Origin of the sequence: Jeotgalicoccus nanhaiensis (assembly GCF_015235105.1) — a bacterium.
In the GTDB taxonomy this organism is placed as follows: domain Bacteria; phylum Bacillota; class Bacilli; order Staphylococcales; family Salinicoccaceae; genus Jeotgalicoccus; species Jeotgalicoccus nanhaiensis.
Map to the genome: position 1 here is coordinate 75,316 of NZ_JADGLW010000001.1, position 25,402 is coordinate 100,717.

Here is a 25,402-nt window from a genome sequence, read left to right on the forward strand (position 1 = left end):
CCGTCCTCCTTAATCCAATTTCTCTAATCTTTCGATTATTTTTCTGACGTCCTCGCTGATATTATCGCCGAGCTTATTTTTCAGCTCCGCGTACAGTTCGAGACGTTTATTAAAATTTTTATACATACCGAGTGTGGCCTCGTATTGTTCCAGCATATCGCGTGAGCGCTTAAGGTTATCATAGACAGCCTGCCGTGTCACGTTCATCTCTTCTGCGATTTCACTGAACTGAAAATCTTCCAGATAATACAGTTCAATATATTTCTGCTGTTTGTCAGTTAACAGAGACTGATAAAAATCATACAGATAATTCATCCGCATCGTGCGTTCTAAATCATTCGTCATCTTTATCTTCCTCTAATTTTTCTTCGAGTGTTTCCGACTCCTGAATCATATCAGCAAATAAGCCGTATACATAGTTTTCCGCATCGAACGGCTGCAGATCATCGAGCTGCTCGCCGAGTCCGACAAATTTAACCGGGATGCCGAGTTCGTTTTTAATAGCCAGCACAATACCGCCTTTAGCAGTACCGTCCAGTTTGGATAAAATAATGCCTGATACATCAGTGACTTCTTTAAAGGCTTTCGCCTGGCTGAGTGCGTTCTGCCCGGTTGTTGCGTCGAGCACGAGCAGTACTTCATGAGGCGCTTCAGGCACGACCTTCTGAATGACCTTTTTAATTTTAGACAGTTCGTTCATCAGATTGCCTTTATTTTGCAGACGGCCTGCTGTGTCACAGAATAAAATATCCGCCCCGCGTTTTTTTGCTGCGCTGACTGCATCGAACATTACTGCAGCGGGATCCGAACCTTCCGCCTGTTTAATGACATCGACCCCGACGCGGTCGCCCCAGACCTGGAGCTGGTTAATTGCACCGGCGCGGAAAGTATCTCCCGCAGCGAGCATAACCTTTTTGCCTTCCTGCGTATACTTGTGTGCGAGCTTGCCGATTGATGTCGTTTTGCCGACACCATTAACACCGACCATTAAGACGACAGTCAGCCCGTCTTCATTAATATTCATTTCATCCGAAACATCGCCGTTCTGCTCGTAAATTTCAACCATTTTTTCAACGATGGTTTCCCTGAGTTCAGATGTTTCCGTAATATTTTTAAGCTGGGCTTCGCGGCGCAGCTCTTCGGTTAAGTCCATTACTGTATTAAAGCCGACATCGGCTGAAATCAGCACTTCTTCCAGTGCTTCGAAGAAATCTTCATCTACCGTACGGTAGCGTGCCATCAGCGCGTTGATATCCTGCTGGAATTTGTCGCGGCTCTTTTTAAGACCGACTTCAAATTTATAGCTGAGCTGTTCCTGCTCCCATTCTTCAAACTCATCGAGCGAAATCAGGCCGTCATCGAGCTTATCCGTCTGTACTTCAAGCGATGCAGGTTCTTGTTCCTGTTTTTTCTTCTTGCGTTTAAAACGGTCAAAAATCCCCATTAAATTCCTTCCTTTCCTGCCGGTTCTGGTTCTTCATAATTTTTTAAATCCACGCTGATCAATTTCGTGACACCTTGTTCCTGCATAGTGACACCGAACAGCCGGTCCGCTTCTTCCATCGTACCCTTACGGTGAGTAATAACGATAAACTGCGTATCAGCTGACAGCTTTTTCAAATATTTTGCATATCTCGTGACATTCGCTTCGTCGAGTGCCGCTTCAACTTCATCGAGAATAATAAACGGACTCACTTTCACCCGGAGTACACTGAACAGAAGACTGATTGCGGTCAGTGCACGTTCGCCGCCTGACAGAAGCGACAGCGATGACAATTTTTTACCTGGCGGTTCGGCAAATATTTCTATGCCGGAATCCAGATAATTCCCTTCTTCAAGAAGGCGCAGTTCCGCCCGGCCTCCGCCGAACATATCGCTAAATACTTCCTGGAAGTAATCGTTCACTTGATAGAATGTTTCTTTGAAACGCGCTGCGACTGCTTCATCCATTTCGCTGATGACGTCGAGGAGGGTCTGGCGTGCTTCGATTAAGTCATCTTCCTGCTCTTTTAAGAACGTATAACGCTCATTAACAAGCACGAACTCTTCAATGGCACCGATATTAACGGGGCCGAGTTCTTCAATACTCTTCTTGTTCAGTGTAATTTTCTGACGTTTTGCTTCAATGTTTTCGAAACTCTCAAATTGCCCGAGAGCAAGTTCATAAGTCATTTTATAATTGTCGCTTAAGTATGTCATTTTATTTTCAATTTGTGTATCTAAACCTTCGCGGGCAGCGGAATCAGTTCTCAGCTGTTCCTGGCTGCTGTCTGCGGATTTCCGCAGTTCACTTTCAGCTGCGGTTTTCTTCTCGTGCTCTTCTTTAATTGCCGCGAGTTTGCCGGTAATCGTTCCGAATCTCGCGTTCAGTTCGTCGAGGGCAGCTGATAACTGCACTTTGCTGTCTTTCAGTTCAGCGATGTTCATCGTCGAAAGATCATCGTTGATCATCTCCGCTTCGCTTTTCGTGTTATCAATATTATGCTTTAAGTTATCGATGTTATCACGGAGACGTTCAAGTGCCGCCTCGGTAAAACGGATTTCGCCGTCTATTAATATTTTATCATTATTCAGCTGCTGCAGTTCACTTTGAAGCTGTGAAATTTGAGTTTCTTTCTCGCTCTTCGACCGGCTCATCATATCGATGCGCGTATTAATATCACCCATCTGCTGAGTATAAATTTCAATTTTCCCATCGTAGTCGCCTGTCCCGGTATCCGGAGAGAGGCTCGCTACTTCACTCTTAAGTTCAGCCGCAGCAGCAGTTTTATTCGAGAGCTTAAAATCAAGCTGTGTGACTTCAGTCTGGAGCGCGTCATGGTTTTCACCAAGTTTTGTGCCTGCTTCTTCCAGCTGCTTCAGTTCTACAGTCGCCCCGGCAATCTGATCTGCTGTCTTGTCGACTGCCTCTTTCAGCACTGCTGTCTGTGTTGTATACTCTTTAATTTTTTCTGTAATTCCTGCAATTTCCTTCTTCGTTTCCATAATGGAGCCTTTGCGGTTTTTTGAACCGCCGCTCATTGCTCCGCCCGGCATAATCGTTTCACCGTCCATCGTAATGATGCGGACACGCTGGCCGGTTGCTCTTGCCATGGCAGAAGCATCGCTCAAATCTTTAACGACAACTGTCGTATTTAAGAGGTGCAGGAGCACTTTCCGGTATTCGCGTTTAATATCTGCAACTTCCGATAAAACCTGGTAATCGATATTTGACGCTTCAAGCGATTTTTCAACATCGACTGAAAGATAACGTTCACGAATCGTATCCAGCGGCAGGAAGGTCGCAAAACCAAAGTTTTTCTGCTTTAAAAAGGCAATTGCAGTACGCGCGTTATGTTCGACATCCATAACGATATTCTGACTGGCCTGGCCGAGTGCTGTATCGAGAGCCGTCATATATTCAGACGGTGCCGATATCAGTTCGCCGACGGCGCCGATAACACCGGGAATGCTGTCTTTGTTTTTGAGTACAGCCCGGACGCCGGGATAATATCCCTGATAGTTCTCCGACATATTTTTCAGCATATCGAGTTTCGACTGCTGGTTCTGAATAAAGTTTTCAGCCCGGCTGTAATCACTTTTAGCCTTGTCGTACTGCTCGTTCAGATTATTCAGTCTGAGACGGGTATTTTTATAATCCGTGCGCGTAGCGGTTAACTCACCCTCCGCTTCAGCCAGCATCTGTTTTTTCTCATCAAGAATACTCTTTAATTCCGCAGCTTCAGCATCGAGCGCTTCCAGACGTTCCTTTTTATACTGGATACTGTCAGCTATTTTTGACTGTTCATCACGGCTCCGGCGTTTATCGTTTTCGAGCGTGGTTTTCTTAACCATCAGCTCGTAATATTCATCTTTCAGCTTTTCAATATCGCTGTCATCTGTCGACTCTACGACAGCGAGCTCGCGTTTTTTGTCTTTGACGGCTTTTATCAATTCAGCCTGCCTGGATGTTAACTCAGCCTGCTTCTTTTCTTCTTGTGACAGCTCTTTTGTTAAGCCATTTAAATCTTCTTCGTAATTTTTAAGACGGGTATTCAAATCCTGCTTCAGCGTTTCTTTGTTCGTTTCACGTTCGGCATAGAGTGCGATACGCCCTTCGATTTTTTCGAGTTCCCGCGTCGTCTGAAGAAGTTCCTGATTTAAGCTGCGCTCTTCCTGCTGCAGTTTTTCCCGCTCTTCTTCAAGGGAATTAAGTTCGGTGAGCACTTCTTTCAGCGTAGTGCGGGCATGCTCTAAGCCAGACTCCTCTTTTTGAATCCTTGCGGTAATTTCATCGAGTTCTGTAAGAAGCAGTTTCGTATCGTAGACATTGACCTCGATGTCGCTTTGTGTCATTTCTTCTTTCAGCGCAAGGTATTCTTCTGCGATGGCACTTTCTTTTTCCAGACGGTGTACCCGGGAACTGATTTCTTCGATAATATCGTGAACACGCGACAGGTTCTGCTTCGTGTCGTCGAGACGTTTTTCCGATTCGTGCTTGCGGTTTTTATACTTCATTACACCCGCAGCTTCCTCGATAATCTTCCGGCGTTCAAGCGGTTTCGCCTTTAAAATTTCATCGACCTGTCCCTGGCTGATAATATTATATGCATTCTTTCCGAGACCGGAGTCTAAAAACAGCTCTGTAATATCTTTCAGCTTGGCTTTTTCGCTGTTGATAAAATACTCGCTGTCCCCGCTTCGGTACAGTTTTCTTGAAATAACCACTTCATTGCTTGAACCGAGTACATGGTCGTCATTGTTTAAAATCAGACTGACCGAGGCGCTGTTCATCGGTGTCCGGCTGTCCGTGCCGTCAAAAATAATATCTTCCATTTTCGAACCGCGCATCACGCGGGCCGACTGTTCACCGAGTACCCATCTGATTGCATCGGTGATATTGCTTTTGCCGCTCCCGTTCGGACCGACGACAGCAGTGACCCCGCTGTCAAACTTTATATTGACCTTATCTGCAAATGATTTAAAACCATGTGCATCGATCTGCCTTAAAAATACCATATGTCCCTACACCTCTTGGCCAAGTGCCCTAAGCGCACTTTTAGCTGCTTGTTGTTCTGATTCTTTTTTCGATAAACCGGCACCCGTGCCGTGCACTTCGCCGCCAATTGATACTTCTGTTTCAAAACGGCGGTGGTGACTCGGGCCTGTCGAGCTCACGAGTTCATAAGTGACACTCAGTGAGAATGCCTGATGCGAATATTCCTGCAGCATCGTTTTATAGTCGATAATTGCATTGTAATCTTCAGACGAAATATGTGGAAAAACGAAGTCGCTTAAAAATTTCCATACTCCGCCTTGTCCCTGATCTAAATACAGGGCGCCGAGAAAGGCTTCAAAAGCATCACTGACGATTGAGGGCCGGCTTCTGCCGCCGGTTTTTTCCTCGCCGCGTCCGAGCAGAATTAAGTCCGGCATATCGAGTTTCGAGGCAAATACTACAAGTGAAGGTTCACACACGATATTCGCACGAAGTTTTGTCAGCCTGCCTTCAGGCAGCTCTTCGTATTTGTTAAAAATATGATCTGATACCATCAATTCTAGTACTGCATCGCCGAGAAATTCGAGCCGCTCATTGTTATATCTTTTATCAAGCCCGAGATCGTTAATATACGAACTGTGCATGAAGGCCTGCTGATAAAGACCGGGTCTGTCCGCTTTAATATTAATTTTATCCGCGAATTTCTTAAACATTACATTAAATTTATCCAGTTTATCTTGTGCTGATGAGTCCGTTTTAACTTTGTCCAGCACGATTTCGAAATCCATATATCCACCTCTTTTATTTTACTATTTCCTGTATTTATTCACAAAGAAAAATCCACTTCATCATAAGTGGATTTTTCAAGTGTTTTATTGTTCTTTTTCTATTTTATCAATGAAATCCAGTGCGTCGCCTACTGTGTTGATTTTTTCAGCTTCCTCATCCGGAATTTCCATATCAAACTCATCTTCAAGTTCCATCACCAATTCAGCGATATCAAGTGAGTCTGCACCAAGGTCATCTTTAAAAGATGCTTCTCTTGTTACTTTTTCTTCATCGATGCCGAGTTTGTCAACGATGATGTCTTTAATTTTGTCAATATTAGCCATTGTTTCTTCACCTCCCTTAAATAATAGCACAGCTTTTAACCCATGTACATACCGCCGTTGACGTGTATAATCTGGCCTGTAATATACGATGCTTTATCACTTGCAAGGAAACTGACTGCGTTCGCAATATCCTTCGTTTCTCCGAAGTGCTTCAGCGGAATCTGCTGCAGCATGCCCTCTTTAATATCATCTCCGAGCACATCTGTCATGTCGCTCTTAATGAATCCCGGCGCGACACCATTGACAGTAATGTTTTTCGAGGCCAGTTCGCGTGCCACTGATTTTGTCATACCGTCGATTGCCGCTTTCGTCGCCACATAGTTCGTCTGCCCGGCATTGCCGAGCGAACCGACGATGCTTGAAATATTAATGATGCGTCCCGACTTCTGGCGGATCATCGGCCGCGATACGCTCTTAATAACGTTAAAGGCACCTTTAATATTCACGTCGACAACATCGTCAAACTCACTCTCTTTCATGCGCATTAACAGATTGTCGCGTGTAATTCCCGCGTTATTGACAACGATATCGATGGAACCGTACGTATCGGTAATATGTTTAATCATCGCTTTCACGTCATCGGCATTCTGCACGTGGCACTGATAGCTCTCAGCAGTGCCGCCGTTTGACTTAATCTCTTCGACGACCGCATCCGCTTTATCTTTTGAACCTGAATAGTTCACGATAACCGTATGCCCTTCCGCTCCGAGTGTCAGGGCAATTTCGCGGCCGATACCGCGCGAAGCGCCTGTGACCAATGCTGTTTTACTCATTTAAAAACACCTCTGCCTGTTCGAATGTATCGATATTTGAAGTAGCTATTTCTTTCGTATTTTTGCGTACCAGTCCCGACTGGACTTTCTTCGGCCCGACTTCAATTGCTTCAGTCACACCGAGTTCTGCTGCTGTTTCCACGCATTCCACAAAACGCACCGGGTGCGTAATCTGTTCAACGAACTGATGTTTAATCACACCAGCTTCAGTTTCAGCCTTGGCGCTGACATTTTGGATGACCGGAATTCCGGCATCTTGAAAAGTAATCTGTTCTGTAAATTCTTTAAACTCCTGACGGGCGGGCTCCATTAAGTGAGAGTGGAAGGCACCCGATACTTTTAATGGAATAATCCGGCGTGCGCCGCGTTCTTTCGCCAGTTCCTTAAAGCGGTCAACCGCCTCTTTATCTCCTGATACAACCACCTGATCCGGTGCGTTAATGTTGGCAGGCACAACTTTTGTCTTGCCGTCTGACGCGCTGATGCATGCTTCCTCAAGATCTTTAAAGCCCATGCCGATTACAGCCGCCATAGCGCCTGAGTCCGCCCGGCTCATTAATTCACCACGCGTTGTGACAAGTCTCACACCGTCTTTTAAAGTTACAACACCAGCATGAACAAGCGCCGGCAGTTCGCCGAGCGAGTGGCCGAGCAGATAGTCGCCTTTTAAGCCAGTCGCAGCAAGTACTGCCAGACTGTGGGCAAATAAGGCAGGCTGCGTGTATTTAGTATCATTTAATCTTGCGTCATCTTCAGAGAACATTATTTCTTTTAAGTCAAAATCAACATATGAAAAAATTTCGTCGAGTACAGCGCGGGCTTTATCGTTTTGTTCATATAAATCTTTTGCCATCCCGCCGTACTGGGCACCCTGCCCAGGAAAAATAATTAATCTACTCATCATTTTCACCTATTAATTCTTTTATTTTGTCAATCGTACCTGAGTCTGCCATGATTTTCGCCTGTTTTACTGCATTGACGATGGCAGTCGCATCTGAAGAACCGTGAGCTTTAATTACATTGCCCTGCAGCCCCATGAGCGGTGCACCGCCGAATTGTCTGTAATCGAGCATGTTTTTAAGTTCCTGGAAATCATTTTTCAAAGCGAGAGCCGCAAGTTTGTTCACCGGATTTTTCAACATGATTTTCTTCACTTCGCCGAGCAGGCTTGAAGATGTGCCTTCAATTGTCTTTAAGACAACATTGCCGGTAAAACCGTCGGTTACCGCGATATCTATATTGCCTGATAAAATATCGCGCGTTTCAAAGAAGCCTGCAAAATTCAGCCCGCTGTTTTTTAAAAGCTGATAGGTTTCTTTTGTCAGTTCAGTCCCTTTAATCTCTTCGCTGCCGTTGTTAATCAAACCGATTGAAGGATTTTTGCGGCCTTCAATATTTTCCATATACACGCTTGCCATTTGTGCAAACTGCAGCAGGTGGTTCGGTTTGTTTTCCGAATTAGCGCCCATATCCAGCATCAGCATGCCTTTGTCAGAAGTTGTCGGCAGCATCGTTGTAATCGCAGGACGTTCAATCCCTTTAATACGCTTCACGCCGAACAGACCGGCACTCATAATTGCACCTGTGTTGCCAGCTGACACAACCGCATCCGCTTCACCGTCGGCTACAGCTTTCACTGCTCTTACCAGGGAACTGTCTTTTTTTCTTCTGACAGATTTTACCGGGTCATCTTCCGACTCGATTTTTTCTGTTACTTCAATGAAAGTTACCCGCGGGTGGTTCCCGCTGTAGCTGCCCGGCATGCCAAACGCCAGAATCTCTACATCATCAAAAGTATCTGCTGCCTGCAGAACACCTTCTTCTATCACTTTCGGGGCATTGTCTCCGCCCATTAAATCTACAGCAATTCTAGCCATCGTCTATTCACCTTCATTTTTATAATACATCTCAAATTTTCCTGTAAAAATTACTTTGCCATCGACTTTTGATTCCACTTCGATGTGCGCTTTATTATTGTCCATAGTCGTTACTTTCGCTTTTGCGACAACTTTATCGTTTAATTTCGCCGGACGCTTAAAATCCACCGCCGCATGCTGTGTCAGCGCGAGCGGCTCATCGATTAAAGCAACGCAGAGCGAATTCGCCTGTGCGAACAGAAAATGCCCCCGTGCAATTTGATTCTTTTCAAACACGTGACTTTCCTCAACGATAAAAAGCGACAGCGCGCTCTTATTCAGTTCAATATCGATAATTTCCCCGACTACTTCCTGAATTGACAGTGAGCGGATTTTATCAACACCCTCACGCGCCACATTTTTAATGCGTGCACGCAGCTCAGGAATGTTCAGTTCCAGTCGGTCCAGACGTATCGTTTGAATCGATACACCGAAAATATTCGCCAGCTGCTCATCCGTCAAAAACGGATCATCGGAAATATGAGACTCCAAACTCGATTGACGCTCCTGTTTTTTTAGCTTCACCATTCTGATTCCTCTTTTAGTAGTTGGTATTAACATCTATATATAACACTAGACTCAGTATATAAAACCTGACTCATGATTTCAATTATTTTAAAGAAGTTTTTAAATTTGGAGAGCGTGTTTGGTGTTTGTCAGACACTGTGCCTCCTTTTCATACAAAAAGCATCCGAATCCATACGATAAAGGACTCAGATGCTGTTAAGTTTACATAACTCCCATCAGAAATCAAAACAATCAGCGCAATTCTCATCATTCAACCAATTCAGCCTTAACAATCAGCCGCTTCTCAAACAGCAGTGTTTCCGGGTTATACTCTTCGCATGTGATGAGGGTGAGTTCCTGTACCGCACCTTCAGTCTGGTCGAGGACGCCGACTTCCGACGGTGCGACTTCGAACATCTCGGTGATTTTATAGACGCGCGTTTCATCGTGCGTGATGAAGTTTATCGTATCGCCGACTGAAGCACGGTCGATATAGTTGAAACGGATACCTGCACCTTCGACACGGTGGCCGGCAATCGGGATGTTCTGCATATCCAGGTGATCGTTTTCTTCCAGAAAGCTCACGCCGTTCCGCAATTTCTCTTCTGTCAGCGGCCCTTTGTAGACGGGTTCGAGAATATCTGCACTCTCAATTTCAAGCGCCCCTGCCATATCATCACCGATATTAATACCTGCAGCTTCCTGTTCTGCACCGGTGATGAACGTTTCAAGCGGGTTCAGTTTTACATCATCGTCACCGTCCTGATACGCGGTAATCAGCCGGTCGTTGACCTGGTCTGTAAAATATTCACGGATATCCTGCCAGAAAAACAGCATAACAGCTGCGATAATCATTAAAATACCGACAGTTCTGATGAATATTCTCAAAAAATTCCCTCCACTCGCCGCAATTTTTTATAAATTATTATTTTCATACACCTGAACCGCTTCGTCTCTCGCCACTTCAAGGATTCTGTAGTCTTCTGTAATATCCGCAATTTTAAATTGCGGCAAACCGCTCTGACGGACACCGAAGTAATCCCCGGGCCCGCGCATTTCAAGGTCGCGCTCACTTAAAACAAAGCCGTCAGAAGTGCTCGTCATAATATCCATGCGCTGCTTGGCGTTTTCCGTTGCCGGGTCGCTCACCAAAACGCAGTAGCTCTTCTTGCTGCTTCTGCCAACCCGGCCGCGCAGCTGGTGCAGCGTGGACAGACCGAATCGCTCGGCGTTAAAAATAACAATTGCTGTCGCGTTCGGCACGTTGATGCCGACTTCGATAACCGTCGTCGATACGAGCAGCGGTTTCTCCAGCGTTTCAAACGAGCGCATCGCTGCATTTTTCTCTTCAGCTTTCATTCTGCCGTGCACCAGCACCACATCATCCGGGCTGAAATACTCTTCAAAAATCTCATATATTTCATAGACGTTTTTTAAATCGAGCGTTTCCGATTCTTCGATTAAAGGTGCCACGATATAGGCGCTGTGTCCTTTATCGATTTCCGATTTCACGAAACTGAGCACGTAATCGATCTCCTTGAAGCGGCGCCATTCCGTTTCAATCGGAATGCGGCCTTTCGGCATTTCGCGTATAACTGACACGTCCATATCCCCGTAGGATGTAATCGATAAAGTTCTCGGAATCGGTGTCGCCGTCATATAAAGCACGTTTTTTCGGTAAGCCTTATTATTCAGCTTTTCGCGCTGGTTCACACCGAAGCGGTGCTGTTCATCGATAATGATAAACGACAGGCTGCTGAAGATTACATCGTCTTCAATCAGCGAATGCGTGCCGACGAGAAGATCGATTTCACCCGCTGCGAGCCGGGCGAGTATATCGCGTTTCTCGGCCGGCTTTGTCGTACCTGTTAATTTAGCAATCGTCAGTTCCTCGCCGTAAGTGTCTTTAAAACTTTCGTAATGCTGGTTCGCCAGCACTTCCGTCGGCACCATAACAGCACTTTGTTCACCGATGGTCTTAACTGCGTAAACGCAAATCCCTGCCACAATCGTTTTACCGCTACCCACATCTCCCTGCAGGAGGCGGTGCATTGAAATATTCTGCTTAAAGTCTCGGCATATGTCATTGACGCTTTTCTTCTGGTCACCTGTCAGTTCAAAAGGCAGTGTATCGATAAAAGTTTTAAGTTCATCAATCTTATAATCGACAACAAAACGGTCGCTCCTGATGCGTTCTTTCTGACGGCGTTCCATAATTTTAAGCTGGTAATGGTACAGCTCATAAAATTTTATTGTCCGTCTCGCAGCAGCAACCGTTTCATGACTGTCCGGAAAGTGGAGCGCATACAGCGCATCCCGAACCGGCATCAGTTTGTACTTAGCTCTGAGCGCTTCCGGCAGGTCGACGTTAAAGTTTGTCATATCAAAGGCCGAGCGGACGATTTTCTGGAATGTTTTCGACTGCATTACACCGCCGAGCGGATATTTTACCTGGTAGCCGCCGCCTGCTTCAAAGATTAGCTTCGTTCCATTAATTTCAAGCTTGTTGCGGTTGAATTTGCCGTAGAGCCGGGCAAATTCACCGTTAATAATCTTACTTTTTAAATAAGGCTGGTTAAAAAATGTGATTTTTACATAAATGCCGTCGACATCCATAAAAAATGTCAGACGGCTTTTGCCCCTGCGGAAAAAGGCGACTTGCGGTTCTGTTTTTACAGTGCCTTCAATCGTAATATTCGCCCCGTCCGGCGCTTCATTTAAATTGACGACGCTGTGGTCTATGTAGCCCGCCGGCAGGTGAAAAAGCACATCATTCATGCCCGCAATACCAAGACCGAACAGTTTCTCTGCCACCTTGTCGCCGACGCCTTTTAATTCTTTAATACTTCTGTCCGGGCTCTGTACGACATGAATGCCGCTCATTATTTCGCACCGAAAAGTTCAGCTTTTAAGCGTTCTCCCGTCGGAGTCGCAGCCAGTCCGCCGCGTCCTGTTTCACGCAGTGCCGACGGCATGGTTAAGCCGATCTTGTACATCGCTTCGATAACTTCGTCTGGCGGAATGCGCGATTCAATTCCTGCGAGCGCCATATCCGCTGCTGTCAGCGCATTCGTTGCGCCTGCTGCATTCCGTTTAACACACGGCACTTCAACAAGGCCGGCAACAGGGTCGCACACTAAACCGAGCATATTTTTCATGGCGATCGCAAATGCGTGCGCGCTCATATCCGGCGTGCCGCCTGCGAGTTCAACGAGGGCGGCTGCTGCCATAGCGCTCGCACTGCCGACTTCCGCCTGGCAGCCGCCCGCAGCACCTGAAATACTTGCGTTATTTGCAACCACAAAGCCGAAAGCGCCCGAAGTAAACAGAAAACGGATTTTCTGTTCTTCTGTAATCGACGGATCTTTTTTAACCATGGCAAATAAAACACCCGGCACGACACCCGCTGATCCTGCTGTCGGTGTCGCACAGATTTTGCCCATCGCTGCGTTCACTTCATTGGTGCTGACTGCATTCGCAATCGCAAGCAGATTAAGTTCACCGCTTAAGCCCTTGCCGGAATCGATATATTTCTGCATCTTCACAGCGTCCATACCGGTCAGGCCGGTTGTTGAATGAACACCTTCAAGGCCTTCAGCTACAGCACCTTCCATCGTCGTTAAATTAGTTTTCATTAAATTATATATATCGAGGTAGCTGTGCCCTGTCGCTTCCATTTCCTGCCTGATCATAACTTCGGACAAGGAAATCTCTTCTGACAGCGCACGTTCCACAAGCTGATTTATACTGTTAAACATAAGTTAGCCTCCCGTCATTTCAATTACGCGGTCAACGCCTTTAACCGCTCTTATTTCTTCTAAAGCTTCGGGTGAAATTGTATCGTCAAGTTCGACAGTCATCAAAGCGACCTGCCCCTTTTCTTTTCGGGAGACGCTCATCTGGGAAATATTCAGCTGTTCATCGCCGAGTTTCGTCGTGACGCGTGCAATCGTCCCGAATTCATCTTTATGGAAGACCAGCAGCGCATGATAGTTGCCGGAAATATTAATATTATAGCCGTTAATACTCACGAGCTCTATCTTCCCGCCGCCGATCGACACTCCTTCGATTACGAGTTCTTCTTCGTCTTTATAAAGCTGCAGCACCGCTGTATTCGGGTGAGAGCGTTCTTCCTGCATTTCGATAAAATTATACGTTAAGTTGTTGTTTTCAGCTTCTTGTTTAGCATTGATAATTCTTTCGTCGTCGGTATCATAGCCGAGAATGCCCCCGAGCAGCGCAACATCTGTTGCATGGCCCTGGTAAGTATCCCGGAAGGAGCCGTACAGGTAGATATCCACCTTATCCGGCTGGCCGCCGAATAAGTTTCTTGCGAGCAGCCCGATGCGCGCGGCACCTGCTGTATGCGATGATGACGGCCCGACCATCACAGGTCCGATTATATCAAAAACGCTTTTAAACTTCATAGTTTCCCCTCCTAAAGTACAAAAAGCCACATCGGAATAACCGATGCGGCTGATATTGTTATTCCACAGATATTAAATAGCTGTAGACTGGCTGTGCACCATTATGAATTTCAAATTCAACATCTTCATGTGTGCCTTCAATATCTTCAATTACTGTTTCCACTTCTTCTTCAGTACCGCCTTCACCAATCAGTATCGTAATGATTTCTGTATCTTCATCAATCATCTTCTTGATAAGCGTGTTAAGCGTATCTACTCTAGAATCGCTGGCAGTAATAATCTTACCTTCGGCAATACCCATATGCTGATCTTTCTTAATGTCCACACCATCTATTTTAGTGTCGCGGACTGAGTAAGTCACCTGTCCTGTCTGGACATGTTCGAGCGATTCGCTCATCGCTTTCTTGTTATCTTCAAGCGATGCTTCCGGATTAAAGCTGAGCATGCTCGCAAGGCCCTCCGGAATTGATGTGGAAGCAACTACGGCTGCCGGAATCTCAAGTACTTCCGCCGCCTGTTCAGCTGCCATGATTATATTTTTATTGTTCGGAAGAATAATGACCTGTTTGACATCTTCGCCTTTAATTACGTTAACTATATCCTCAGTTGCCGGATTCATCGTCTGGCCGCCGTTAATGACGTGCGTCACGCCGATGCTCTTGAACAGTTCGTTAATTCCTTCACCTGAAGAAACCGTAATAATTGCTGTGTCGTAAGCCTGCTTTTCAGCAGCATGATTAGTATCTCCGTGAACAGTTCTGAATTGTTCACGCATGTTTTCAACTTTCATCTTAATGAGCTCGCCGTAAGTCGCAGCATAAGTGAATGCCTCGCCCGGTGTTTCCGTGTGGACGTGTACTTTAACGATTTCATCATCGTTTATAACGAGCAGCGAGTCACCGAATCCGCTCATTTCATTACGGAATTCATCTTCCTTAAACTCGCGTTTTCCGTCTTCAAAACGCACCATGAATTCAGTACAGTAGCCGAATTCAATATCGTCAACGCTCATAAAGTCGTTAAAGTCGTTTTCGTGGTCATGGTCATCGATTGCAGGTGAATCGGTTTCGGCAGCATCTTCGGCAATTTCTTCGCCCGTCAGTGCACTTAAGAACCCTTCATAAACATAAACGAGACCCTGGCCGCCTGAATCGACAACGCCGACTTCTTTCAGTACAGGGAGAAGGTCCGGTGTGCGTTTAAGCGAAGCTTTTGCTTCTTCAAGCGTTGCGGTCATGACATCGATTACCGACGCATTGCTTTCATTAAATTCTTCCGCTTTTTTCCCTGCATCTTTTGCCACAGTTAAAATTGTACCTTCTACAGGTTTCATTACTGCTTTATAAGCAGTATTCACACCCTGTTTTAAGGCTTCGATAAATTCATCTGCTCTGATTTCATCTTTTGTTTCAATCGCTTTAGAGAATCCTCTAAATAATTGCGAGAGAATAACGCCCGAGTTTCCGCGTGCCCCCATCAGGAGCCCTTTGGAGAAATGTTTCCCCACGTTTCCGATATGCGTGTCATCAAGCGGTTCAACTTCAGCTGCGCCTGAAGACATCGAAAGATTCATATTTGTGCCCGTATCACCGTCAGGAACGGGGAAAACGTTTAATGAATCCACATAATCAGCATTTTTCTTCAGATTACGCGCCCCGCTCAAAATCATCCGGCGGAACATCAAGCCATCTATCTTATCCATTGTATTGTAAATCCTCCCCGACTATTCGTCTCCGCCGATAATGCGTACACCTTGTACGTGTATATTTACAGCTTCAATACTTAATCCTAATGTTTTTTCAAGTTTATATTTTACAGTTGTCTGTACGTTAGCTGCCACTTCTGAAATTTTCACGCCGTAGCCGACAATAATATACAGTTCAATCGCCAATCTGTCTTCGTTATGTTCGACAATTACACCGCGTGAATAATTTTCTTTACCGAGCAGTTCCGCAAATCCGTCACGGACCTGATTTTTAGAAGCCATACCGACTACGCCATATGATTCGACAACGGTACTGCCGGCAATATTTGCTATTACGTCTGTAGAAATTTCAATTTTACCTAAGTCATTTTCAATTTCCAGAGCCATTTATTTCGCCTCCCAATACATCATTTAATTATAAGCAAATTCCCTCGGGAAATACAAGTGTTATTATAGTGTTTTCCAGGTCTCAATATTTACTTTTCCGAATGTTTGTTATCGATAATATTATATCATACCGCATTTTCTATAAACACATATATGTGAACACTGCAAAAAATTACCCGTACCGAAGCTTCGTTGAAAACCTCGTTACGGGTAAAATTTTATCGTCTTTACTGCTATTCTTCTTCTGCTTCTTCAGGCTGCGCCTGAGGCAGATCAATCATGACACCCTCGCCGCCGATAGAAATCGGCTGGGCACCGCTCCATTTTTCAATCATCTGCTGCATCAGTACTTCTTCGCTCAGCGATTCCTGAACGATTCTGTTAGCCTCCGCTTCCCCTTCAGCTTCAATGCGCTTCCGTTCAGCTTCTTCTGTCGCAATCAGTTTATCCGTCTTCTTACGCTCAAGTTCCTGGGTTGCTTTAACGCGGTCATCTATCGCTTTTTGAGTTTCAGCATCAGGCTGGGGTGCGCTGAGCATAATATCCTCAATAATAATTCCGTCTTTTTCAAGATCTTCTTTAGCAATTTCAATCGTCTCGAGTTTAATATCTCCGATACGCTCACCGAACGCTTCGATTACCGTATATTCAGACACCGTCTGGCGGAGAGCATCGTTGATCCGCGTTTTAATATAGCCTTCTTCCAGATCTTCAATTGTAATATTGCCGAATTTCTTATACACTGCCGATGCTTTTTCGCTGTCGACGTGGTAATTCAGTGCCACCGGCATATTGATTGTCTTGCCGTCAATCGTTGCGACTGCAAGCGATTCGTAGTTTTTATTCTGAGTACGAACCGGATATTCAATCACGCGTTCTGTCGGATAAACGAGATGCCATCCCTGACCAAGTACTTCATCCTGCACTCCGCCGTTAATGCTGTATATAACCCCGACGTGCCCATTTTCAACTTTCGAAACCATTAAAATCAGTCCGACAATCAGACCGGCAAGGACTATTGCCCCTACTCCTATCGCTGCATACATTTTTTTCATTTTCTGTGCTCCATTTCCGTAATAAGATGTTCAAGTTCTTTAATTTCTTCTTCAATCATTTTTGCTTCCACTGTATGGCCGTACTTTTTCAGATGCGCATCATATGTAATATTTTTGCGTTTAATTTCATGCTTCAGCTTTTTTATCTCATCATATTCATCGTACTTATGTCCGAGCGTTCTGAGCTCATGCCGGAATATATAAGCCAGCGCAATAATTAAAATAGCGAGCATTATTCCTGCAAACAGCAGTAATTTAAACATGTACCGTTCCTCCTCCCGGCATTTTCACTTGAAAAATGAATTTATCTTCTGCATCTTAATTTCCCGCGTTGTTATCGTACCACGTACAACCTGTGCGTAAATGGTTTTTTGAAATTATTATTGAAAAATTTCTTGATATATAAAGCGGTGAAAGGATTTTGCTGCTCTTGCAAAATTCATTTTTAAACATTCAAAAACAATCGATTTTGTGCGAAATATATAGACAATAAACGCGAATTAATGTATCATATTGGAGTATGCATAAAGAAGAGATGAACATGATTATGTAAATTAAATTAAAGGAGTGGGATAAATGGTGAAAGAATGTTATGTAACAGGACGCAGATCAAGATCTGGTAACAACCGTTCTCACGCGCTTAACTCAAGCAAAAGAACTTTCGGTGCTAACTTGCAAAAAGTTAGAATCATGGTTGACGGCAGACCTAAAAAAGTTTGGGTTTCTGCTCGCGCGCTAAAATCAGGTAAAGTTGAACGTGTCTAATACTTCAATTTAAAAACTGGTATCACTTTATTTAAGTGGTATCAGTTTTTTTATGGTTTTGCGGAAGGGTTGGTATGATGGCAGCTCATATGTATCCGCGGATGCTGGGATTGGTATGAGCGGGTTTCATGTGTATCCGCAGACGCTGGGATTGGCATGAGCGGGTTTCATGTGTATCCGCGGACGCTGGGGTTGGTATGACAGGGTGTCATATGTATCCGCGGACACTGGGGTTGTCATGACAGGGTTTCATATGGATCCGCGGACACTGGGATTGGCATGAGCGGGTCTCATATGTATCCCAGTGCCACAGGGTTGATATGACAGCCGCTCATATGTATCCCAGCTCAACAGGGTTGATATCCCTCACCTCTCTCCTCTACACACAGCAAACCCCTCCTGAAATTAAAATTTCAGGAGGGGTTTATTTTAAAAGAAGGACAGCAGCCAGACGATAAACATACCGATGAATATCGCGGGTATCATGTTGCCGACACGCATGTGCGTGACGTTAAGCATGTTCAGTCCGATAGCAAGGAGGATGACTCCGCCGGTCGCACTGACCTGGTCGACCATCGTGCCGAGTACGTCTGCCGGTATAAAGTTCGCGATTTGCCGGGCGCTGATAATTATCGCAGCGATGTAAAAGAAGGTCGGAATACTGGACAGGATAACACCTCGTCCGTAAGCCGTTGTCATCACGAGCGCGATAAAGAAATCCATTGTCGCTTTCGTGTACAGTACGTCGTTGCTGCCCTGGAGGCCGGCATCGAGACCGCCGACAATCCCCATCGCTCCGACGATAAAGATCAGCATTCCTGAAATCAAACCTTGAGAAATGTTACCGCCGTGCTTATCCCCGAGCCGGACTTCCATTAAGTGGCCGAAACGGTTGAGCAGTTCTTCGAGTTTGACTACTTCCCCGATAACCACCCCGATGATGAGTGATATAAGCGTCGTCAAAATATCAGTGGCCCCGACGACCATCTGTATTCCCATCGTAATAATAAATAATCCCTGTATTTTCATAATTGCATCTTTGATATGTTCGGGAATAAAAGTAAATATCATTCCGAGCGCGCCGCCGATAATAATCGCCAGCGAGTTGGCGAGTGCCCCTGCAAATATCATTCAATCACCTCTAGTCTGCTGATTTAATCATTAATATATCTTTATCCGTCTTAACGGTTACAGTATTTTCTTTAAATTCATTGCTGACAGTTAAAGTTCTGCCGATACTTACGTATGTATCCTGAATATCATATTTGAAACCTTCGAGAGTAAGCAGCGTCTTATCGTACAGCGGAATAAGAGAAACGTATCTTTTATCATTATCAGCCTCAATTGTATGAACGCCCTGAGGCAGCAGCCGGATATCGTTCGTTTCATTAAGAAGCCGAATATCGAGTTTCCGGAGATCCTCGTGCGCAAGCAGCTGAATGTTCATGAGCTCGTGGTCTTTTCTGCCGCCGAGCGCGCCGTATACATCTATCGCTGTATAGCCGAGTTCCGCCAGCGACAAGAGCGCAAGCTCACTGTCCGTAAAATTTTTAGCACTCGGCACAATATCGAGTTCAAGACTCTCTTTAAATAAGCTTAAATCTTCGGCTGTGACACTGTCGAAGTCGCCGTATGCCCGATCTATTTTAATTCCCGCTTCAAAGAGCCCTTTCACACCGGCATCGACACCCGCCCAAGGCGCATCGTGTTCAGCGGTAAACGGAATATTGCGGAGCAGCACGTTAATGTGTTTCATAGCATCATTCCTTTAAGGCACTAATTGCGGCAGCTTTATCGTCTGCTTTAAATAAATAAGAACCGCTGACGAGTAAATTCGCACCGTGCGCCTTAACAATTTCGGCAGTTTCGCCGTTAATGCCGCCGTCGACTTCTATATCAAATTTATTAGTTAAAGTTTCACGGATGGATACGAGCTCATCCAGTTTTTCAACACACGAATCGATAAAGCCCTGGCCGCCGAAGCCCGGATTCACCGTCATAATTAAAACAAAATCAACGTCCGAAAGCAGATGGCGCACCGCTTCGACAGAAGTTTGAGGATTGAGTGCGATGCCTGCTTTCATGCCTTTACTTTGAATCAGCTGGACCGCACGGTGGGCATGCGGTGTCGCTTCAATATGAAATGACAGCATGTCGACACCCATATTTTTAAAGTCATCGACAAACTGTGTCGGATCGTATGTCATTAAATGAACATCAAGAGGAATCGATGCTTCTTTCGCAATCGCTTCACATACAGGAATACCATAGGAAATGTTCGGTACAAACTGGCCGTCCATTATATCAAGATGAAAAATATCTGCCCCTGCCGCTTCCATTTCTTTAATATCCGCACCGAGTTTTAAAAAATCGCCTGCGAGTAATGACGGTAATACTTTAACCATGTCTAATACCTCTCTTTTCTGTGATCAATTTCATTATAAATTTTTACATAGCTGTCGTATCGCGACTGCGCGAGCTCGCCCGATTCAACAGCCGCTTTAACGCCGCATTTCGGCTCGTTAATATGCAGGCACTCTCTGAATTTGCAGTTGTACTGATTAAAATCGATAAAACAGAATTTGATATTGTATTTATCGATATTTAAAAAGTCTATCGTTGCAAAGCCGGGAGTATCCGCTATAAAACCGCCGTCGATACTGATCAGTTCAACGTGGCGCGTCGTATGTTTACCGCGGTTTAATGCATTTGAGATTTCGTCTGTTTTTAAATCCAGATGCGGCAGCAGCGTATTTAACAGCGTCGATTTTCCTGCGCCCGACTGGCCTGCGAGTACGCTCAGCTTCCCATCAAAAACATCCTTTAAATCTTCGTTAATATGGTCTTTATCGGTAAAATATACTTCGTACATCGGTGTATACACTCTTTTTATTTCTTCGATAAGCGTATCATTGTCGTTCAGATCATTTTTCGTCACGATCAGCACCGGATTTATATCATTCGCTTCGCTGTAGGCAATAAAACGATCGAGCAGGTAAAAACTGAAATCCGGAGATTTTAAGCTCGCCGTTAAAAGCAGCTGGTCAATATTTGCGACCGGCGGTCTGTTAAGCGAATTTTTACGAGGCAGAATCGCTGTAATATAGCCTTCGTCAACATTTTCTATCTGGAATTCAACATAGTCTCCGACAAGCGGGCTTTCCGCTGTTTTTCTGAAACGGCCGCGTGCACGTGTTTCGTACACCTTCTTATTCGATTCTACATAATAAAAGCCGCTCAGCGCTTTAATAATTTTTCCTGTCTGCATATAACACCTCAGAATTATTTAAATACTATTTTATTATAACAACAAATTAACTGTGATAATATTGAATTTGTATAATAGAACTGGGAGGATACAAAAATGGATATAAATATTTCACAAATCGATACCGTTCAGCGAGATGACAACAGCGTCATTATCGATGTCAGGGAAACTGATGAACTTGAATTATCAGGATTTTTACCTGGTGCAGTGCACTATCCGATGAGCACATTTGATGTCGATGAAACTTCGCTCGATAAAGATAAAAGCTACTACATTGTCTGTAAATCAGGCGGACGCTCAAAACGCGTACAGGATTATATGACATCCCGAGGCTACGACGCGCACAACGTCGAAGGTGGCATGAGCGAGTATACAGGACCGCGAAACTATATGCACTAATTAACAATAAACGCGCAGCTCATAGTTTTGAGCTGCGCGTTCTTTATATACTTTTTTATTTTCTGTCTACTACTTCGTGAACGTTCTTAATGATAAATCCGCTCTTAACGTATCCCGGGATACTGTTAAGGTCGACTGTCAGATCCTGTTCAGGTACATCGTAAGTCACTTTTTCAGCGAAGTATTTCATCGTTTCTTCCATAATGATTACCGTGATCCACTCACCGGCACAACGGTGGTTAGTCCAGTAGTCTCCGCCGCCCTGAGGAATAAGGTCGAACGGCGAGCCGTCCCAGTCTTCAAATCTTTCCGGACGGAATTCATTCGGGTCATCCCATAATGTTTCATCATGCATGGTACCGTAGACGTCCAATGCAAGACGGTGTCCTGCAGGAATTGTGACTCCCTGGAAGTCGATATCTACTTTAGCTTGACCAGGCAGGAATGGTACAAACGGGTAGTAGCGGCGGACTTCCTGAGAAAACTTGTATGCATAATCCGGTTCGCTCTTAATTTTTTCTCGCGTAATCGGATTTTCATGCATAGCAAGCAGACCGAAAGATACAAATCTGTTGATTGCGATTAATGGACGGAATGTATTCATTAAGTCGATTGCACAATTTCGTGAGTCCATCGGGTTGCCGAGGTAATCCTCCCAGTGTGCGAATTCGTAAAGCGCCGTGCCTTCCGGCGGATGAATGTTGCCTTTACGCGTTTCGATAATCTGCTCTTCAAGCCAGTCTTCTACGCGTCGTCGAGCGTTTTTAGATTCTTTATATCCTTTAAATACGCCTCCGAGACCTTTGAATGAATCGATCATGATATCCATATCTGTTGCGATTCTTTCGATTTCTTCCGGCGGTGCCTGCACTCCGGCCCAGCGTGTGCCAACTTTAGTCAGAAGAACGATAGATTCGCGGTAAATATTTACCTCGTCCATACTTTCCATACGCTGAGTGTTTGCACGCCATAAAGTACGTGTTAATTCACGCACGTAGTTCAAGTTGCCTTCAGTCATTAAACTCATAAATAATGCTTTTCTGTCGATATGTTTTTTACCATCAATCGTATGGATTGCACCTTTACCGAAAAGCGTATTAACGATACGTTTTGGCAGCATACCTTCACGCTGCACGATATCGTTGTTGTAGAACATTTCCGCGCCTTCTTTACCTGTAACGGCAACGAACGGTTTTCCGCCTAATGCTTTCGTTTCAAATACTGTAGTATTTAAGCGATTTCGCTGATTTGTTGTGTAAAGATATCCCTGTTTCATTACTTTCAAAGTATTATCCAGGCCTTTATCCCTCTTAAGTGATGCCATAATTTTATTCCTCCAATTCGAATGTACTTCACCATTATATATAAACAATAAAGCCAATGCCAATATTTACTGTTTATCCACAGTTTCACTTATAACTTCTTCTCCGTCAACCTCAACACGGTACTGTCCGGATTCTCCTTCGGTCAGAATCAGTGAAATCGTATGGTTCGTATCCTCGGTAATTTCAAGAGTTTCCGAGACTTCCTTAATATCGCTGTCTTTATCACCGATAAAGATTTTCACCTCGACGGGCTCCATTTCAGAATCTTCTTTATCTTCGTCTTTGTCGCTGTCACTGCTTTCTTCTTCCGATTCAGGATAAGGGATGTTCAGCGAAATCTGATAAGTCGTTTCATCGGGAGGCTCTTCTCCGAGCGAGACAATAACGTTAATCTGAGAGCCCGGAAGGAAATCCCCGTAACTCGGATCCTGCGAGACTATCGCCCCTTCCGGCACTTCGCTGCTGTACACTTCTGTCGTCACGTTAACGATAAAGCCCCGGCTTTCCAGCTCTTCTCTTGCAGCTTCAAGGGAAGTCCCCACGTAGTTCGTAATCGGCACCGGTTCGATCCCGTCCGATACTGTAAATCTGACCGGTGTGCCGTCAGGATAAAGTTCTTCGCCTTCAGGCACCGACTGGTCGAGAATTGTACCCGGCGGTTCATCGCTGTACTCGTTCTCCGCACCGACGTTAGTAAAGCCCGCCGCTTCAAGTTCTTCTGCCGCGTCTTCATACATTTCGCCGACATAGTTTTCCATCGTATACGGCTCTTCTCCGAGCGAGACAAGCATATCAACCGTCCCGCCGCGTTCGACTTCCGTTCCGGATACCGGCGTCGTTTCAATGATCATGCCTTCTTCAAAATTATCATCGTACGTTTCTGAAATATTGCCTGCCTCAAGATCTTCTGACATCAGGTACTCCTCTGCCTCTGCAACTGTCATATTCTGCAGGTTTTCGAGGCTGACTGTCGGCGACTGTCTCGGCCACAGCAAGTAGATGACTGCTGCAGCTGCAGCGAGCAGAAATAACAGGATAAACAGAACCCACGGCCATTTACGGCGCTTTTTCGGCGGCTCTTTGTCAGCTTCCTGCCCTCCTTTAGACTCATGCACAGGGAGCGGAGCCGCCTGGTTTTTTTCTTCGGCCACCGGTGTTTTCTCCACGGGCGCCGCTGTAATCATCGTTTTTTCCTGTTCTTCCTTCTTAACCGGAGTGTAAGGATCCGTAATATCTTGATAGTAGACGAGTGCCGACAGTACATCATCTGCATGCCTGTATCTGTTAACCGGTTCTTTTTCGGTACACTTCATAATGATATTTTTTAAGCCGACCGGAATATCCCGGTAGTCGGAAATATCCGGAAAAGGCTCCGAGATATGTTTTAAAGCTACTGATACGGCAGTTTCAGCTTCGTAAGGCAGACGCCCGGTCAAGAGTTCAAACAGCATAATACCAAATGAATATATATCGGTGCGTTCGTCTGTATTTTGTCCCTTTGCCTGTTCGGGAGAAATATACTGGACAGAACCGATGACCTGATTCGTTTCAGTCATGCGCGTTTCGCTCAGTGCTTTAGCAATACCGAAATCGGTAATTTTTACTCTGCCGTCTTTATCCAGCAAAATATTCTGAGGTTTGATATCCCGGTGAATAATTCCCCGGTCATGAGCATGTTCGATGCCGCGGAGCGTCATCATGGCAATGCTGATAACCTCGTCTATTTCAAGCGGGCTGTTTTTTAAAATATATTCTTTTAAGTTGGGTCCGTGAACAACTTCAGTGACGAGTATGTGATACTCATCTGTTTCATCCACATCGAGGACGCTGACAATGTTCGGATGAGACAACTGGATTGTACTTTCAACTTCCCGCTGGAAGCGGCGCACCGATTTTTCCTTATCCAGCGGATCTGCCTTAATCATCTTCACGACTACTTCACGGTTTAAAATAATATCTGTCGCCAGATAGACGGAACTCATGCCGCCGCCTAAGTATTTCGCAATCTTGTAACGTTCGGATACTACTTTACCGATCACTCTTCCCCACCTGCTTTCAGGTCGGCTAAAACAACACTGATATTATCCCGTGACTTATTATGTTCTGCAGTTTTTGTCAGCTGCTCCGCTTTTTGCTGAAGTGTCATTTTCCTGCTGTACATCATATGATGAATTTCGTCCGGTCGTACAGTATCCGTCAGACCATCCGTAGCCAGCACGACATAATCATACTGCCTGCCGCGGAGACGAAACACATCAGCCTGAATAATTTTTTCAGTACCCATCGCTTTCGTTATTAAATTCCGGCGCGGGTGTGTCAGCGCTTCTTCTTCGGTAATTTCCCCGCTCGACACAAGCACGTTTACAAAAGTATGATCTTCGGTGACCTGTTCAATTTTACGGTTATTCATTACATAAGCACGGGAATCACCGACATTTAATACGAGAATCGAGGACTCGATAACTGCTACGAGCACGAGCGTTGTACCCATGCCTCTGTATTCGGAATTTTCTTCCTGATAATCGTATAATTCATGATTCGTTCTCATGACAAGATCGCGCAGAAAGCGTTCTGCTTCATCTATATTAAACAGGTTATTATTTTCCCAGGCGGTCTTTATTTTATCGTAAACGAACTTGCTTGCCACTTCACCGTACTGGTGACCGCCCATGCCGTCAGCAATAAGGAGCAGCGGCTGGCGGGTGCGGTTATAAAAATGCCCTGTTAAGTCTTCATTGATATCTCTGTAATTACCGCAAATACTTTTCTCTGTTACTTTCAAGAT

26 protein-coding genes and 1 pseudogene are annotated in these 25,402 nt (G+C 45.1%); 3 read left to right on the plus strand and 24 right to left on the minus strand.

Features of this window, described 5'->3' with window-relative positions; all coding sequences use genetic code 11:
- Positions 1-9 precede the first annotated feature (9 nt).
- From IR135_RS00335 to IR135_RS00415, 17 genes are all read right to left on the minus strand, one after another.
- Entirely contained in the window at positions 10-345 is a 336-nt protein-coding gene (locus tag IR135_RS00335; RefSeq protein ID WP_135095675.1) for a putative DNA-binding protein, read from the minus strand.
- A complete protein-coding gene (gene ftsY, locus IR135_RS00340; RefSeq protein ID WP_135095677.1) occupies positions 335-1,444 on the minus strand; it encodes a signal recognition particle-docking protein FtsY in 1,110 nt (369 codons plus the stop codon). Before ftsY ends, IR135_RS00335 begins: the two co-directional genes overlap by 11 nt.
- On the minus strand, positions 1,444-4,998 hold the full coding sequence (smc, locus tag IR135_RS00345; RefSeq protein WP_135095679.1) for a chromosome segregation protein SMC: 3,555 nt from the start codon (positions 4,996-4,998) through the stop codon (positions 1,444-1,446). The genes ftsY and smc overlap by 1 nt, the downstream gene beginning before the upstream one ends.
- A 6-nt stretch (positions 4,999-5,004) precedes the next feature.
- Complete coding sequence (gene rnc / locus IR135_RS00350) at positions 5,005-5,766, minus strand: ribonuclease III (protein ID WP_318272183.1); 762 nt, start codon at positions 5,764-5,766, stop codon at positions 5,005-5,007.
- Positions 5,767-5,850: 84 nt separating this feature from the next.
- Complete coding sequence (locus tag IR135_RS00355) at positions 5,851-6,090, minus strand: acyl carrier protein (RefSeq protein WP_026867576.1); 240 nt, start codon at positions 6,088-6,090, stop codon at positions 5,851-5,853.
- Between the two features lie 35 nt (positions 6,091-6,125).
- Positions 6,126-6,863 (minus strand): 3-oxoacyl-[acyl-carrier-protein] reductase, encoded by a 738-nt coding sequence (fabG, locus tag IR135_RS00360; protein WP_115885764.1) that lies wholly within the window; start codon positions 6,861-6,863, stop codon positions 6,126-6,128.
- Positions 6,856-7,764, minus strand: coding sequence for an ACP S-malonyltransferase (fabD, locus tag IR135_RS00365; protein WP_135095681.1), 909 nt, complete (start codon positions 7,762-7,764; stop codon positions 6,856-6,858). The genes fabG and fabD overlap by 8 nt, the downstream gene beginning before the upstream one ends.
- Positions 7,757-8,740 carry a phosphate acyltransferase PlsX gene (gene plsX, locus IR135_RS00370; protein WP_135095683.1) on the minus strand — a complete coding sequence of 328 codons (984 nt, stop codon included), beginning with the start codon at positions 8,738-8,740 and terminating at the stop codon, positions 7,757-7,759. Before plsX ends, fabD begins: the two co-directional genes overlap by 8 nt.
- A 3-nt stretch (positions 8,741-8,743) precedes the next feature.
- The gene (gene fapR / locus IR135_RS00375) at positions 8,744-9,307 is read right to left on the minus strand and encodes a transcription factor FapR (protein ID WP_115885761.1); all 564 of its coding nucleotides are present in this window, start codon (positions 9,305-9,307) and stop codon (positions 8,744-8,746) included.
- A gap of 246 nt (positions 9,308-9,553) precedes the next feature.
- Complete coding sequence (locus tag IR135_RS00380) at positions 9,554-10,174, minus strand: class A sortase (RefSeq protein ID WP_135095685.1); 621 nt, start codon at positions 10,172-10,174, stop codon at positions 9,554-9,556.
- A gap of 27 nt (positions 10,175-10,201) precedes the next feature.
- The gene (gene recG, locus IR135_RS00385) at positions 10,202-12,169 is read right to left on the minus strand and encodes an ATP-dependent DNA helicase RecG (RefSeq protein WP_135095687.1); all 1,968 of its coding nucleotides are present in this window, start codon (positions 12,167-12,169) and stop codon (positions 10,202-10,204) included.
- Entirely contained in the window at positions 12,169-13,044 is an 876-nt protein-coding gene (sdaAA, locus tag IR135_RS00390) for an L-serine ammonia-lyase, iron-sulfur-dependent, subunit alpha (RefSeq protein ID WP_135095689.1), read from the minus strand. Before sdaAA ends, recG begins: the two co-directional genes overlap by 1 nt.
- A gap of 3 nt (positions 13,045-13,047) precedes the next feature.
- A complete protein-coding gene (sdaAB, locus tag IR135_RS00395; protein ID WP_135095691.1) occupies positions 13,048-13,713 on the minus strand; it encodes an L-serine ammonia-lyase, iron-sulfur-dependent subunit beta in 666 nt (221 codons plus the stop codon).
- Between the two features lie 58 nt (positions 13,714-13,771).
- Entirely contained in the window at positions 13,772-15,415 is a 1,644-nt protein-coding gene (locus tag IR135_RS00400) for a DAK2 domain-containing protein (RefSeq protein WP_135095693.1), read from the minus strand.
- Positions 15,416-15,436: 21 nt separating this feature from the next.
- A complete protein-coding gene (locus IR135_RS00405) occupies positions 15,437-15,805 on the minus strand; it encodes an Asp23/Gls24 family envelope stress response protein (protein WP_115885755.1) in 369 nt (122 codons plus the stop codon).
- Between the two features lie 233 nt (positions 15,806-16,038).
- The gene (locus IR135_RS00410) at positions 16,039-16,860 is read right to left on the minus strand and encodes a prohibitin family protein (RefSeq protein WP_135095695.1); all 822 of its coding nucleotides are present in this window, start codon (positions 16,858-16,860) and stop codon (positions 16,039-16,041) included.
- Positions 16,857-17,123 carry a hypothetical protein gene (locus tag IR135_RS00415; protein ID WP_135095697.1) on the minus strand — a complete coding sequence of 89 codons (267 nt, stop codon included), beginning with the start codon at positions 17,121-17,123 and terminating at the stop codon, positions 16,857-16,859. The genes IR135_RS00410 and IR135_RS00415 overlap by 4 nt, the downstream gene beginning before the upstream one ends.
- Positions 17,124-17,436: 313 nt before the next feature.
- Here IR135_RS00415 and rpmB point away from each other — a divergent pair, with 313 nt between their 5' ends.
- Both rpmB and IR135_RS11770 read left to right on the plus strand, forming a co-directional pair.
- Positions 17,437-17,625 carry a 50S ribosomal protein L28 gene (gene rpmB / locus IR135_RS00420; protein WP_115885752.1) on the plus strand — a complete coding sequence of 63 codons (189 nt, stop codon included), beginning with the start codon at positions 17,437-17,439 and terminating at the stop codon, positions 17,623-17,625.
- Positions 17,626-17,870: 245 nt separating this feature from the next.
- A pseudogene (locus tag IR135_RS11770) lies at positions 17,871-18,083 on the plus strand (hypothetical protein); the annotation flags it as partial.
- Here IR135_RS11770 and IR135_RS00425 read toward each other — a convergent pair.
- Genes IR135_RS00425 through rsgA form a run of 4 tightly spaced genes read right to left on the minus strand, consistent with a single transcriptional unit; the run spans position 18,055 to position 20,893 of the window.
- Positions 18,055-18,756 carry a DUF554 domain-containing protein gene (locus IR135_RS00425; protein ID WP_135095699.1) on the minus strand — a complete coding sequence of 234 codons (702 nt, stop codon included), beginning with the start codon at positions 18,754-18,756 and terminating at the stop codon, positions 18,055-18,057. The pseudogene IR135_RS11770 and the gene IR135_RS00425 overlap by 29 nt on opposite strands.
- A 10-nt stretch (positions 18,757-18,766) precedes the next feature.
- On the minus strand, positions 18,767-19,381 hold the full coding sequence (locus IR135_RS00430) for a thiamine diphosphokinase (protein ID WP_135095701.1): 615 nt from the start codon (positions 19,379-19,381) through the stop codon (positions 18,767-18,769).
- 4 nt (positions 19,382-19,385) lie between these two features.
- On the minus strand, positions 19,386-20,030 hold the full coding sequence (gene rpe, locus IR135_RS00435) for a ribulose-phosphate 3-epimerase (RefSeq protein WP_135095703.1): 645 nt from the start codon (positions 20,028-20,030) through the stop codon (positions 19,386-19,388).
- Positions 20,031-20,032: 2 nt separating this feature from the next.
- Positions 20,033-20,893 carry a ribosome small subunit-dependent GTPase A gene (gene rsgA / locus IR135_RS00440; protein ID WP_135095705.1) on the minus strand — a complete coding sequence of 287 codons (861 nt, stop codon included), beginning with the start codon at positions 20,891-20,893 and terminating at the stop codon, positions 20,033-20,035.
- A 96-nt stretch (positions 20,894-20,989) separates the two neighbouring features.
- On the opposite strand from rsgA, the gene IR135_RS00445 reads away from it, so the two are divergent.
- Positions 20,990-21,292, plus strand: a complete 303-nt coding sequence (locus IR135_RS00445; RefSeq protein WP_135095707.1) for a rhodanese-like domain-containing protein — start codon at positions 20,990-20,992, stop codon at positions 21,290-21,292.
- Between the two features lie 55 nt (positions 21,293-21,347).
- Here IR135_RS00445 and IR135_RS00450 read toward each other — a convergent pair whose 3' ends face one another.
- The 3 genes from IR135_RS00450 to IR135_RS00460 all read right to left on the minus strand — a co-directional run bounded on the left by IR135_RS00450 (position 21,348) and on the right by IR135_RS00460 (position 25,399).
- Complete coding sequence (locus IR135_RS00450; RefSeq protein WP_194194239.1) at positions 21,348-22,616, minus strand: cytochrome P450; 1,269 nt, start codon at positions 22,614-22,616, stop codon at positions 21,348-21,350.
- Between the two features lie 66 nt (positions 22,617-22,682).
- A complete protein-coding gene (gene pknB / locus IR135_RS00455; protein ID WP_318272187.1) occupies positions 22,683-24,656 on the minus strand; it encodes a Stk1 family PASTA domain-containing Ser/Thr kinase in 1,974 nt (657 codons plus the stop codon).
- Positions 24,653-25,399, minus strand: coding sequence for a Stp1/IreP family PP2C-type Ser/Thr phosphatase (locus IR135_RS00460; protein ID WP_135095709.1), 747 nt, complete (start codon positions 25,397-25,399; stop codon positions 24,653-24,655). Before IR135_RS00460 ends, pknB begins: the two co-directional genes overlap by 4 nt.
- Between the last annotated feature and the right edge of the window lie 3 nt (positions 25,400-25,402).